The following is a 12,267-nucleotide window of genomic DNA, read 5'->3' as shown; positions in this document are numbered from 1 at the left end:
CTGTTAAAATACTGATTACAAAACAGTTATTTTATACAGGGGGCGGGATGCATGAAAAATAAATCCATCTACAGGAGTGAGCGAGGAAAACAGCTTATTCTTGGAAAGTATGAAGAGTACCTGCAATCATTCAGCTGTAAAATACAGAGAGAATATGTGCCGACAAGATTCGGCCGGACACATGTCTTAACGATGGGAAAAGAAGATGGAAAACCATTATTTATCCTTCAAGGTGGCAATTGTATTAACCCGGTCACCTTGTCCTGGTTTGAACACTTGCTCAGTAAATATAAAGTATATGCTCCCGATACAATCGGACATCCAGGTTATAGTGATGAAACGAGGATATCAGCCAAAGATGAGAGCTTCGCGTTGTGGATCACTGATCTTCTTGATCATTACCACATTGAGCGCTGTGCCTTTATCGGCCCTTCATATGGGGGCGGGGTTATTTTGCGGCTGGCAGCTTTTCGTCCCCAACGAATTGCCTGTGCTATACTTGCTGCTCCAGCAGGCATCAGCCTTGGTTCAAAAACAAAAATGATCAAAGAGATTATGATGCCTTTACTTCTTTACAAAATGAGCGGTTCAAAAAAACACCTTGCCTCCATTGCCAATACGATGTCTTGGGGCAGCATGAAAGCAATGGATAGAAAGATCATTGGGATGATTTTTAAGTATGTTTCCCTTGAGCAGGACATGCCAAAATTAACAACGAAAAGTGAATTAAAGCATTACCATTCTCCGACTTTGCTGATTGCCGGAAAGACTGATATTTTCTTCCCGGAGGATGCCTTATTAAAAAAAGCGGTTCCCCTTTTTGGGAACCTGCTGGAGTGGCGGGCGTATGATATGGGGCATTTCCCTTCCTCTTCACATATTGAGATCATCAACCGTGATATCGTCGCTTTTCTGGCTGCACACTATTCATCTGTCGAGAACTGAGGTGCTACTGATTCTTACGTCCATAAGCTAAGAAGGCAGCCCATTCTCAGGCTGCCTTCTTAGTTTTATCATTCAATATCCAGTGACATGTCTCTCTTCTTGATCTTTAAAAAAAGCAGATAAAGGATACCGATGCCAAGCCAAGAAAAGCCAAGTTGCTTGGAAAGCGGATCGAGATTGAACCACACATAGCCAATAATAATGAACCCAATCAAAGGTAAAATTAGATGGCGCACATAATCTCTGCTCTTCTGCTTACCCATGTAATAGTTGATCACAGATAGATGCAAAAACAAGAAAGATGACAATGCCCCAAAGTTTACTACAGACGCCAGCTTATCCAGCTGCGAAGAGAAAAAGAATGTTACAATAATAGAAATAACTGCAATGACTATGGTGCTCGTGTAAGGTGTATTATATTTAGGGTGAATTTTCGCTAAGAATACCGGCAGCTTGCGGTCACGCGCCATGCTATAAAGAATGCGCGAAATGGCGGCTTGGGCCACAAGTGCATTGGCGATTCCCCAGGAAAAGACTGTGGCCAACAAAGTCAACATTTTCAGCCAGGGTCCGCCGACAACTTCGGCAACTTGGTAAAAAGCGACGTCCGGATTTTTAAATGTTTCATAATCAGGCCAAATTAATGCTGCAACCCATGTTTGAATAATGAATAGAATGCCGACGGTTAACAGAGCATACACACATGCTTTGCCAATTGCCTTGCTTCCTTCTTTTGATTCTTCCGCAAGGGTAGAAATACCATCAAAGCCGAGAAAGCTCAACACGGCGATTGAAACAGCCCCCATAACTACGCTCATACTAAATTTACTCTCATCGTAAAGCGGTTTAATGTTGAACTCCGCCCCGTTGACTCCTTTTACAATAGCGAGTACACCTACTGTGATAAAGATAGCTAAGATGAGCAACTCAATCACAACAATAATTTTATTTGCCTTAGCGGTGAATTCAATGCCTAAAATATTGATTAATGTATTAATCGCAATAAAGGCTACTACCCATACGAGCATCGGAACTTGCGGAACAACATCGCTCAAGGCTGCTGCGCTGACTAAATAGAGCAAAGACGGAATGAAAACGTAATCTAGAAGAATGAGCCAGCCAGCGATAAATCCTACCGATTCGTTGATTCCTCGCTGGGCATAAGCATAGACAGATCCGGCAATCGGAAAAGCTTCTGACATGCGAGCATAACTAAATGCAGTAAAAATCATGCCAGCCATTCCGATTAGATAAGCAAGGGCCACCATCCCATTCGACCCTTGAGCCACCACACCATAGATTCCAAAAGGCGCAATGGGGACCATAAAAACCATTCCGTAAATCAATAAATCCCAAAAGGACAAAGAACGCTTCAGACCTGGCTTACCCGAGTTTGGAGGTAATGATGATTGTGCCGCTTTAAGTGCCATCCCTTATCCCTCCTGAAAAATTTCTTTGATGCCAAGCTTCTTCAAAATATCTTTAGAAAGAAAACAACGAGCTGTTTTTAACGGATCAACAATCTGGCTTACCTGCACATGGCCAGTCGCGCTTAACAGCATCGTCACTTCGTCAATCTTCATACTTGTACGTTGCAATAAATAATCAACTAGGTGTTCTACTGATTGATCAGCAGCTTCATCAAGTGTTTCTTTAGAAACGAGAAAAGCAATTCCTTCCTCATTTTCAACAAGGGGCGTCTCGATCGATGAACCTTTAATGACTCGTAAGGTTACTGTGACCTTTGCGGGAATTTCTATCCCTGATACGCCAACTTCTCCGTCTCCCATAGCCGCATGGACATCCCCCAAAGAAAAGAGAGCTCCTGGATGGAAAACAGGAAAATAAACCGTTGCCCCCTCGGCGATTAACGTTGTATCCATGTTGCCTCCATGATCCCCTGGTGTTCCGCAGGGCACCTCTCCCTCTTTAGGAGCCACACCGATGACCCCAATCATCGGGTTCAAAGGCAGTGCTATATCTTTATTAAAAATGGCTTTTCCATTTTCAATCGGCACCACTTTCACAGAAAACTCTTCTATACGGTGACCCATAGTTCCTAATTGCGGTCCCGTTGCCATCACTCCCTGTTTTTCAAGCTCAATCTTATGGATTGTCACGGACAAAATATCTCCCGGCTCTGCATCTTCTATATAAATAGGACCTGTCGCTGGATTAATTTGCGACCAATCAATTGCATTGAATGCAGTATCAGCAGAAGTAATTTGATTAAGAAAACAGTCATAAGTGTCAATCACTACCTCTGTGCCAGAGGCTACTCTTAAAACAGGCGCATGTGTATGACTCATTTCATAAATATACTTTTGACGTGTAAGTGTTTCAGCCACGATTGTCATCCTCCTTTTTATTCATTATAAAAAAAGCGAAGGAGGTTGATTTTCGAAATCTTGCCCATATTTTATGAAAAGTTATCCTTTTCTGAAAAATTAGATAAAAAGATGCTTCCTCCCAACGTAAAGGCCAGAATAATCCCCCATTGAAGCGAAAGGCTCGTACTCTTCGTCAGAGTATAAACAGTAACCCCTACGGCCCAAATGAAAGCCATCGCCAAAGGAGCGCTGATATTTATACGCCCGCTCTTTCTTAAAGACGCCCATAGCGGGATAGAAAAAGATAAATAAAATAAGATATACATGAACAGAAACCAAAAAAAGAAGCTTGGCAAGAGAACTTGCAGACTTAGACAAGCAACAGCTATCCCGATGGCAAAATAATAGATTTTCTTTGTTGTTACCTGTTTGTCTGCCGTTTCCATCCAATGAATAAAAATAGCTGTCACCGAGAAAAGAGAGAGACCAACAGAGTGTACGAGACCTACTAGCCAAATAATAATCATCAGTATAGAAGCGGCTTCATTGTGAGCTTCCATTATCTTATTTAAAATCACCGGAAAAGTAGGTGTTACCCCCTTTCCCAATAGATAAACCGCATACAAACATAACGAAAAAGGAACAGCTGCTGAACAAAAGAGGGAAAGCTTAATAGAGGAGGCTAAATGCTTCTCTTTAATTGAAGAAATAACCTGCCAAAAGAAGACGTTCATAGAAAGCTTTCCGGCAAAAGCTATCACACAGGCTGTTATCCATAGCCATTTTCTTTCATAGGTCAATGATTGGGCCACTCTTTTGTAATCATTGAATATCGCATTTGTGCCCTCCCCTAAGTAAAGAAGCAGGGAAATAAGGATCACCGATGCACTGCTTATCCATAGAAGCTGCGTTCCCGCCTTATAAATGGTAGTCATCCCGCCAAGTCCTGCTATAATTAGGCCAAACATAAAAAGCAACATGATAAAGAAAAAAGCATTCTTCCCGAAGCCTTCATTCAGCAGAATATTTGCAAATGCTGGCTCCAGCAACGCCCCTTCTAAATTTGCGATAACCATTAATAATAGAAAGAAACGATACCCATTTGCAGAAAACTTTTTTTGATAGTAAGACAAAATTCCTGATTTGTGGTCAAGCTGGTGGCTAATTCTTTTTATTATCTCTTTTAAAAAGAAGTACAGGGCTATTATTGTTCCTGCAAGAAGAGCTATCCCGATAAATATCCCAAAATGATAAGTAAGAAAGATCGGCAACCATACAGCCCAGCTACTAAAAAAAGAAAGCCACAGTAAAACCGTGCCTTTTTGAATGCCAAGAGCTTTCCCCGTAGAAAGGTAATCCCATGCACTTTGATGTTCAGCTACCCGATCAATGTTAGCCATCACAATAGCTGTCCCTAAAAATAAGATGACATACCAGTCAATCATCGATCAAACTCTCCTTGTATTGCCTCGGCGAAAAATGGACGAGTTTTTTAAATGTATAATTGAAGTGGTTTTGGCTCGAAAACCCGGTCTCTTCTGCAATTTTACTCATGCTCCAATGAGGCTCCTCTTTTAAAAGCTTTTTGGCTTTTTCAATTCGATACTTGACCAGATATTCCTGAAAGCTGACACCTAGCTCTTCGGAGAATTTACGACTTAAGTAGGTTGGCGCTACATGAATCCTCTCTGCCAACTCAGATAAATTTAACTTGGTCTGATAATGTTGATGAATAATAGCGAGCGCTTCTTGGATGGGCGGTGAACCTTCTAGGTAACGGTGCTTTTCTTTGAAAGCATCCAACACATGATAAAGCTCTTTGCTGATCACTGGTTTAACAATATAGTCAAGCACCTGCAAGCGGATCGCCTGCTTAGCATAATCAAACTCTTGGAATGCTGTGATTAATATGCATTCAGCCTCGTGTTCGTTGCGTATATATGCGCAAAGATCAAGTCCTGATTCTCCCGGCATATGAATATCGACTAAAGCCAAATGGATAGATTGGCTGATTAAAACTTTCCTCGCTTGAGCGGCGTCTTCTGCTGTAAAAACCGACCATAGCGGATACCTTTCACCAATGAGAAACGCCAATTGCTCTAATTCTAACGGTTCATCATCTACCAGTAATATGTTCATGCTCTCCCCCCTGGTGTATATGGCCACTGCGCAGTCACAACGGTTCTGTCTTGATATCTCCTTATGTTGACATCTGTATGTAAATCAAATAATAAGCGAAGGCGCTTCCTTATATTATCCAAGCCGATTCCTTTCTGTTCATGGGTCTTTACCATCGTTTCTGGGCCATTATCTATGACCGTTAGGACGACCCAGCTTCCTTCTCTTTTTAAGCGAATCAACAATGTCTTCTCCCCTGCCTTTTTTTCAAGGCCATGTTTAAAAGCATTTTCTACAAATGTTTGCAGCATATAGGGCGGAAGATAAGTTGGCAAGGCCCGGTCATCAAGATCAAATTCAACACTTAACTTTTCACCAAATCTAATCTTCTGTACAGACAAATAGTGATTGGTGTATTCTAGTTCCTTTTCAAATGAGACGAGCGCATCTTTCTCGATATATTTGTAGCGCAAAAATTGAGAAAATTGCTCCATCGCCTCCACTATATCTTTTGTTCGTCCTAAACGCCCGAGCGACAACATCGCATTCAAAGAGTTGAACAGAAAGTGAGGCTGAATTTGCTGGCTCAACTGCAAATATTCCATGCTTTGCAGTTCCTTCTCCATACGAATCTGTTTATTCTCCAGCTGTAAATAGTCAAATTCCCTCTCAAAAAATCCAAGTAAAAGTAAAATAACAAGGCTGGCAATGGGCAACCCGAGGCAAAGAAAGACGATGGAAGTGAATAGCAATGAGCTCACCTTGAAGCCCTCCATTTTTAATTTCCTGTTTAGTAACGTTTTAATTTAGTTTAACACTTTTTCTAGAGCCCCTTCTATGAATAATTTTTGAAGCCATCAGAGCTTAAGATCGCTTCCCCTTGAAAAATTTATGGCGCTCTTACATTCAAACGAACGTAGCGCAAGGGAGCTATCACAAATAAAGAGCTGTTTCGAAGATCAGCATCACACTGACTTTCAAAACAGCTCCACTCGTTTTACTTCTTATTTTTCTTATTTTTCTCTTTGTTTGCAGCGTCTGCACGGTTAAATTCACTCTGGTACAGCACCTCTTGTGTGTTGCTTAGCCCATTGCTTTTATCCGTCATTTTCTCATGCGGTTCTTTTCTAGCCACTGTTTATTCTCCCTTCCTCTTTTAGGTCATGTTCTATTCATTACTGTTCCCAGAGGAGAGGTGCTTTAAACGAACGGTTTGTGTCAGCCACGCGGCCATAAAATTACAATTACACCCGCTAGGCAAATCAAACCGCCAATCCAATCAAAGGAATCCGGCGTTTTCTTATCTATCCACCAGCCCCATAACAGACTTAATACCACAAATATTCCACCATAGGCAGCATATACTCGACCGAAGCTAGGAAACAGTTGCCAAGTCGCAATTATTCCATATAAAAACAGCGCTGTTCCCCCGAGAAAACCGAACCATCCTGGACGCCCTTCGCGCAGCCACTGCCATATTAAATATCCTCCCCCGATTTCAGCTACACCTGCTAAAATAAATAAAACTATTGCTTTTATCACTTACATAACTCCTTCTCGAATAGGTATCTATAATGTTAAGTCCAGATTATTTTCCACTCGCTTGATTCTCTCCAATTTTTTCGCTTGCCCCCTTCAAACCAGCGGCTTTTTAACAGGCTACCAATTTTCTCATTAGCTTATAACAATATACTTCTATGTACAATGCTTCACTTTTTCATTCGTTACTCTTCTTTCTCTTTTATGCAAATAAAATAGCTTGCTTGGAGAATAGCCACTCTTCAAGCAAGCTGTTTAAACAGGGAAACTATTTGACGATTAATGCCGGGCAATTTACTCTTTTCATGACTTTATGACTGACGCTACCTAACACCATCTCTTGGAATGAATTAAGCCCGCGGCTGCCAATAATGACGAGGTCAAAGTTCTCTTTATTTGCATATTCAACAATAACGGGTCCTGGCTCTCCATGCAAAATTTTCACTTCATACGCTATATGCTGTGATTGTAATTCTTTTTCCACCTGACGAAGCTTTTCCCGCCGGGAGAGCTCCAGCTCTTCTTTTCCTTGGGAATGAAGGATAGCGCTTTTTGATTTTGAATAGTCAGCCACATAAACAACCTCAATTTTGCAATCTTTTACGAGGAAAGCAATTGTAGCAGCTTCCCGCGCTGCTCGCAGGGAATTCTCTGACCCATCTGCAGCTAGTAAAATCTTTTTATACATATTGTCACCTCATTCGCTAAATTAATGAGGCATTAATCTAGCGTTTTTGTGTACAGCTAGCTTGTCAACGATTCTTTGACTGGACGAGTTCAATCCTTTAATCGCCACTTTATTATTTCTCTCATTGTATTTCATCATGACCTTATCAATTGCTCCAACGGCGGAGTCATCCCAAATATGAGCACCTGAAAAATCAATGACAATCTTTTTATTCTCCACCGTAAAATCAAAAATATCTACAAAGTTATCCGCAGAGGCAAAGAATAATTGACCTTCCACTGTAAACAATGTATGCTCTTTTTCTGCTTGTTTATTGATTTTTATTTTAGAGATTTTAGCTGTAAAAAAGATTGCGCTTAAGATCACTCCAGCAATTACTCCCTTAGATAAGTCATGAGTTGTAACAACAATCGCCACAGTGACGAGCATCACAACTGCATCTGTTTTCGGTGCTTTCCTTAAGTAAGAGAACGATGACCAATCAAACGTTCCGACAGATACCATAATCATAATTCCCACAAGGACCGGCATCGGAATCTGTACAACAAGATCCCCTAATACTATAATTAGAAACATTAAAAATGATCCTGCCACTAAAGTAGATAACCGGCCGCGGCCGCCTGATTTGACATTGATAACAGACTGGCCAATCATCGCACAGCCAGCCATTCCGCCAAAGAAGCCTGTTACAATATTGGCTACTCCCTGGCCTCTCGCTTCCCGATTTTTGCTGCTTTCGGTTCCTGTCATATCATCAACAATCGAAGCAGTTAACAATGATTCGAGTAGGCCAACGATGGCAAGAGCAATAGAATAAGGAAAGATAATAGCGAATGTTTCAAATGTGAAAGGCACATCTGGAATGAGAAACTGCGGCAGTTGTTGACTAATGTTTCCCAAGTCTCCTACTGTTCGCACATCTGCTTGTGTATAAATAGCTGCCACCGTCAAAACGAGGATCGCGATTAATGGTGCCGGAATGATTTTGACAAATCGAGGAACAACATACACAATAACTAAAGTAATAGCAACAAAAATATACGTTAGAGTTGAAATGCCAATGAAATTCGGCACTTGGGCCATAAAAATTAAAATAGCCAGCGCATTAACAAATCCGATCATCACGGCTCGTGGAATAAACTTCATGAGCCTCGCGATTTTAAATACACCAAATAATATCTGAATGATACCTGTCAAAATCGTGGCGGCCAGCAAATAATTAAGCCCGTATTCTCTCACGAGCGGCCCCATTAATAGCGCCATGGCCCCAGTTGCTGCTGAAATCATAGCCGGACGGCCGCCAGCAAATGAGATAACAACAGCCATCGTAAAGGAAGCATATAGTCCTATCATCGGATCCACTCCAGCGATAATGGAGAAAGCAATCGCCTCTGGAATAAGCGCTAATGCCACAACGATACCGGCAAGAACATCTGCTCTTATATTAGAAAACCAATCTTTTTTTATTTTTTCTATCATCTTGTTTTACCCCTCATTTATAGTAGGATGTTTTGGCTTTTCACTCTCATGAAAGCCGGGCCGATAGGAACAAAAAACAGTCTATCATCTTTCTTCCCAAAAAGGAACCCTTTTGGTGCCTTTTTTTGCACACCAACCTGGTTATAGAGGAAGTAAAAATGCAGGCAAAAGTTACTTTACATACTCTCAGGTAAACAGCCTGAAACTTTTACACTAGTTAGGGGAATCGTTATGTTAATCGGATATATGAGGCCATATTATGAAGATCAAAATTGCGACAGCCAAGCACAGCTTTTAGCAGACTGGTCATGTGAAAAAATCATTAAAGAAGAACATTCATCTGCCAAAAAGAGAAAGGCCCTTGAGCAGATGATTAAGGAACTTCATCCCGGAGATAAAATTATCGTGGCAAAACTTTTTGCATTAGCTGACTCCACTCGCCATTTAGTTGAGCTCTTGGAGACATTGGAGATGAAGGGAGCATTTATTCAATCACTAAAAGAGGAAATTGATACTAGCCACGAAAGCGGCTACCGGTTCAGTGATATTGTTAAGCACCTTGTTGAGTTTCAAAGTGATGTGATAAGCGAAAAGACTAAAAGCGGTGTCCATGAAGCGAGGCAAAAAGGGATTGCAACCGGGAGACCGAGAAAGCCGGATGAAAATGTCAAGAAGGCTATCCGAATGTATCAAAGCAAAAAATATAGCCTAAGTGATATAAAGGAAGAAACAGGGATTAGCAAATCCACATTATATCGATACTTGGAAAGCTAGCGGCTTTCCTATCCTCAAAAGGGCGGCCCAAACAATAAGACGGCCGCCCTTTTCCCCTATTCGAATGGTTATATCTCTACCTTTGGGATAGCATTGGCTAAATCCTCTCGTAGCAACTGGCTCAAGATTTCAACGACCTTCGGCTGGAATGGGTCCGTTGTTGTCACTAAGGAAAATTTTCTTTTTACCGGCGCTTCTTTTACTTTTAAAATGACAAGTGAACCAGCCATTGCTTCTTTTCTGATTGCCCATTGTGACAACAATGAGATGCCCAAACCGGCTTCAACGGATTCTTTTATAATTTGTGTGCTGCCAAACTCCATTAATTGTTCAGGCGGTTGTTCAAATAGCTGAAACATTTTTTCTGTTGCTTCCCGTGTACCTGATCCCTTTTCTCGAACAATCCATGTCTCCTTCTCTAACTCGGCCAGCTTAATGGACTTTCTACGAGCGAGTTTATGTTGAGCAGCGGCCACCACATACATTTTGTCTTCAGCGAATGGTTCAAAATTCAGCCTTTCATGCTTGAATTCTCCTTCTACAATCCCAACATCTAATTGATGCCTGGCGACTAAATGTTCAATTTCCTTTGTATTGCCAATCTTAATAGCTGGCTTAATGAGCGGATAATACTTACTCAAATAAGCAATAATATGAGGCAGCACATATTCACCAAATGAATAACTGGCCCCTATCGATAACTCCCCGCTTGCCTTGTTCGTTAAATCGTCTACTAAACACTTCATTTTAGTATATAACCCTGTGATTTCCTTCGCGTGATGGTAAACGATCTCCCCTGCTTTATTTAAGCGGACATATTTATTCGTGCGATCTAACAGCCGCGATCCAACTGCACGCTCAAGCGCTTGGATGCACTGGCTGATCGCTGGCTGCGTCATATGCAATTCCTCTGCTGCCCGAGAAAAATTCTTTTTTTCTGCCACTGTAATAAAAACAAGCAAAAGTTGATCCATACATATGTTTCTCCTTTCTCATTTTATTATGCATTTTGCTTATTATCACTATCATAATGATTTATTTTTCTTATAGCAAATCATCCTTTAAGATAAAATTACAATCTATTTTTGTGGAGGGATTGAAATGTCTATGCAGAATGTTCAACTCAAAAAAAAGCTTGTCCAGCCAAAGGGCAAGACAGCTTTTCTTCTTCCATGGATCGGCGGGATCTCCTTTACGTTTCTGATTGCTTTGCTGGGATACTTATTAGCTCAGGTGCCTGGGTTTGATCATGTCGGCCAGTTAGCCTGCGCTATCATAATTGCTGTTGCGTATCGGCAATTACTCGGATATCCAGAAGTCATTCGTTCCGGTATTGCTTTCTCCTCTAAAAGACTGCTAAGACTGGCAATTATTTTATATGGATTGAAACTAAATATTAGTATGGTTCTGCATGAGGGTCTTGGGCTGCTCGTACGGGATGCGGGAGTCATCATTTTTGCTATCTTCTTAACGTTAGGAATCGCTAAATTGCTTAAAGCTGATCAAATGATTTCTCTCCTTCTCGGTGTCGGTACGGGTGTTTGCGGAGCAGCTGCTATTGCAGCGGTGGCTCCTATCGTCAAATCAGACGATGACGATACGGCCATTAGTGTCGGAATCATTGCATTGGTCGGCACAATATTTGCTATTGCCTATACCATCTTACGGCCGTTTCTTCCTTTATCAGCGGTTGACTATGGCATCTGGTCAGGCATCAGCCTGCATGAAATTGCCCATGTAGCCTTAGCAGGAGCACTGGCCGGCCAAGAAGGGTTAGCTATGGCCTTGCTCGCCAAATTGGGGCGTGTCTTTCTACTCGTTCCGTTATGCTTTATTGCTATGTATTTGATGAAGCGCAAATCAGCGGAGAATCACTCCGAAGCAAAAGTGGAATTCCCGTGGTTTTTAATTGGATTTCTTGTGATGAGCCTTTTTGGGAGCTATATTCTCGGCCACTCTATTCACGTTTCAGACGAGACAATGAACGGAGTAGCTAATATGACAACTTGGCTTCTGACAGCAGCTATGGTGGGTCTCGGGTTAAATGTGAATCTGCGGGACTTACGTACAAAAGCGTTCAGGCCTTTAATCGCTATGGTCCTTACCTCTATTTGCTTATCCATCCTTGCTTACTTTATCATTTAGTGAAGCCGCTCATGTTCGTATATTCGTCATCTGTATCTTTTTTCATTCATCACATGATGCAGTTTATTCTGCTTCTTTAGCTAACAGCTTATTCTCACTCAGAAACTGCCCTGTACGAAAAACTGACTCGCCCAGGGCAATTTCTATACTAACCCGCAGATGTTCTTCCGCTAACCCCGTCACTAAAAAGGCTTTTATTCATATTTCTTAAAATGGATCTCTTATGCTTGCTGACTGATTGAACAATTT

Annotated in this window: 13 protein-coding genes; 3 read left to right on the top strand and 10 right to left on the bottom strand. The window is 41.5% G+C overall.

What is annotated here, in order from left to right:
• Window positions 1–51 precede the first annotated feature (51 nt).
• Window positions 52–945 carry an alpha/beta fold hydrolase gene (locus MKZ02_RS06365; RefSeq protein WP_340852539.1) on the top strand — a complete coding sequence of 298 codons (894 nt, stop codon included), beginning with the start codon at window positions 52–54 and terminating at the stop codon, window positions 943–945.
• A 68-nt stretch (window positions 946–1,013) separates the two neighbouring features.
• Here MKZ02_RS06365 and MKZ02_RS06360 read toward each other — a convergent pair whose 3' ends face one another.
• From MKZ02_RS06360 to MKZ02_RS06320, 9 genes are all read right to left on the bottom strand, one after another.
• Window positions 1,014–2,375 (bottom strand): APC family permease, encoded by a 1,362-nt coding sequence (locus tag MKZ02_RS06360; protein ID WP_340852538.1) that lies wholly within the window; start codon window positions 2,373–2,375, stop codon window positions 1,014–1,016.
• 3 nt (window positions 2,376–2,378) lie between these two features.
• A complete protein-coding gene (locus MKZ02_RS06355; RefSeq protein ID WP_406910133.1) occupies window positions 2,379–3,293 on the bottom strand; it encodes an acetamidase/formamidase family protein in 915 nt (304 codons plus the stop codon).
• 71 nt (window positions 3,294–3,364) lie between these two features.
• Window positions 3,365–4,720: a hypothetical protein gene (locus tag MKZ02_RS06350; RefSeq protein ID WP_340852536.1), complete on the bottom strand. Its 1,356-nt coding sequence runs from the start codon at window positions 4,718–4,720 to the stop codon at window positions 3,365–3,367.
• Window positions 4,713–5,414 carry a response regulator transcription factor gene (locus MKZ02_RS06345; protein WP_120034468.1) on the bottom strand — a complete coding sequence of 234 codons (702 nt, stop codon included), beginning with the start codon at window positions 5,412–5,414 and terminating at the stop codon, window positions 4,713–4,715. Before MKZ02_RS06345 ends, MKZ02_RS06350 begins: the two co-directional genes overlap by 8 nt.
• Entirely contained in the window at window positions 5,411–6,154 is a 744-nt protein-coding gene (locus MKZ02_RS06340; RefSeq protein ID WP_340852535.1) for a sensor histidine kinase, read from the bottom strand. Before MKZ02_RS06340 ends, MKZ02_RS06345 begins: the two co-directional genes overlap by 4 nt.
• A 236-nt stretch (window positions 6,155–6,390) precedes the next feature.
• On the bottom strand, window positions 6,391–6,528 hold the full coding sequence (locus MKZ02_RS06335; protein WP_259455603.1) for a YfhE family protein: 138 nt from the start codon (window positions 6,526–6,528) through the stop codon (window positions 6,391–6,393).
• A gap of 83 nt (window positions 6,529–6,611) precedes the next feature.
• Entirely contained in the window at window positions 6,612–6,935 is a 324-nt protein-coding gene (locus MKZ02_RS06330) for a YnfA family protein (RefSeq protein WP_120034472.1), read from the bottom strand.
• Between the two features lie 265 nt (window positions 6,936–7,200).
• Window positions 7,201–7,620, bottom strand: a complete 420-nt coding sequence (locus tag MKZ02_RS06325) for a universal stress protein (RefSeq protein WP_340852532.1) — start codon at window positions 7,618–7,620, stop codon at window positions 7,201–7,203.
• A gap of 21 nt (window positions 7,621–7,641) precedes the next feature.
• Window positions 7,642–9,099 (bottom strand): SulP family inorganic anion transporter, encoded by a 1,458-nt coding sequence (locus tag MKZ02_RS06320; protein ID WP_340852530.1) that lies wholly within the window; start codon window positions 9,097–9,099, stop codon window positions 7,642–7,644.
• Window positions 9,100–9,330: 231 nt separating this feature from the next.
• Between MKZ02_RS06320 and MKZ02_RS06315 the strand changes: the two genes are divergently transcribed.
• On the top strand, window positions 9,331–9,873 hold the full coding sequence (locus tag MKZ02_RS06315; protein ID WP_120034478.1) for a recombinase family protein: 543 nt from the start codon (window positions 9,331–9,333) through the stop codon (window positions 9,871–9,873).
• A 68-nt stretch (window positions 9,874–9,941) separates the two neighbouring features.
• On the opposite strand, the gene MKZ02_RS06310 is transcribed toward MKZ02_RS06315, so the two are convergent.
• Entirely contained in the window at window positions 9,942–10,847 is a 906-nt protein-coding gene (locus MKZ02_RS06310; RefSeq protein WP_340852529.1) for a LysR family transcriptional regulator, read from the bottom strand.
• Between the two features lie 133 nt (window positions 10,848–10,980).
• Here MKZ02_RS06310 and MKZ02_RS06305 point away from each other — a divergent pair, with 133 nt between their 5' ends.
• Window positions 10,981–12,018 (top strand): YeiH family protein, encoded by a 1,038-nt coding sequence (locus tag MKZ02_RS06305; protein WP_340856340.1) that lies wholly within the window; start codon window positions 10,981–10,983, stop codon window positions 12,016–12,018.
• Window positions 12,019–12,267 lie beyond the last annotated feature (249 nt).

Source organism: Pseudobacillus sp. FSL P4-0506, assembly GCF_038003025.1.
GTDB lineage: Bacteria > Bacillota > Bacilli > Bacillales > Domibacillaceae > Pseudobacillus.
The sequence above is the reverse complement of the archived record's forward strand: the minus strand, read 5'-3'. Positions and strand labels throughout refer to the sequence as shown.

Coding starts and splice junctions, on each gene's coding strand:
- MKZ02_RS06345 (WP_120034468.1), bottom strand. CDS start 5,414: ATGAACATATTACTGGTAGATGATGAACCGTTAGAATTAGAGCAATTG.
- MKZ02_RS06305 (WP_340856340.1), top strand. CDS start 10,981: ATGCAGAATGTTCAACTCAAAAAAAAGCTTGTCCAGCCAAAGGGCAAG.
- MKZ02_RS06325 (WP_340852532.1), bottom strand. CDS start 7,620: ATGTATAAAAAGATTTTACTAGCTGCAGATGGGTCAGAGAATTCCCTG.
- MKZ02_RS06350 (WP_340852536.1), bottom strand. CDS start 4,720: ATGATTGACTGGTATGTCATCTTATTTTTAGGGACAGCTATTGTGATG.
- MKZ02_RS06315 (WP_120034478.1), top strand. CDS start 9,331: ATGTTAATCGGATATATGAGGCCATATTATGAAGATCAAAATTGCGAC.
- MKZ02_RS06310 (WP_340852529.1), bottom strand. CDS start 10,847: ATGGATCAACTTTTGCTTGTTTTTATTACAGTGGCAGAAAAAAAGAAT.
- MKZ02_RS06365 (WP_340852539.1), top strand. CDS start 52: ATGAAAAATAAATCCATCTACAGGAGTGAGCGAGGAAAACAGCTTATT.
- MKZ02_RS06360 (WP_340852538.1), bottom strand. CDS start 2,375: ATGGCACTTAAAGCGGCACAATCATCATTACCTCCAAACTCGGGTAAG.
- MKZ02_RS06320 (WP_340852530.1), bottom strand. CDS start 9,099: ATGATAGAAAAAATAAAAAAAGATTGGTTTTCTAATATAAGAGCAGAT.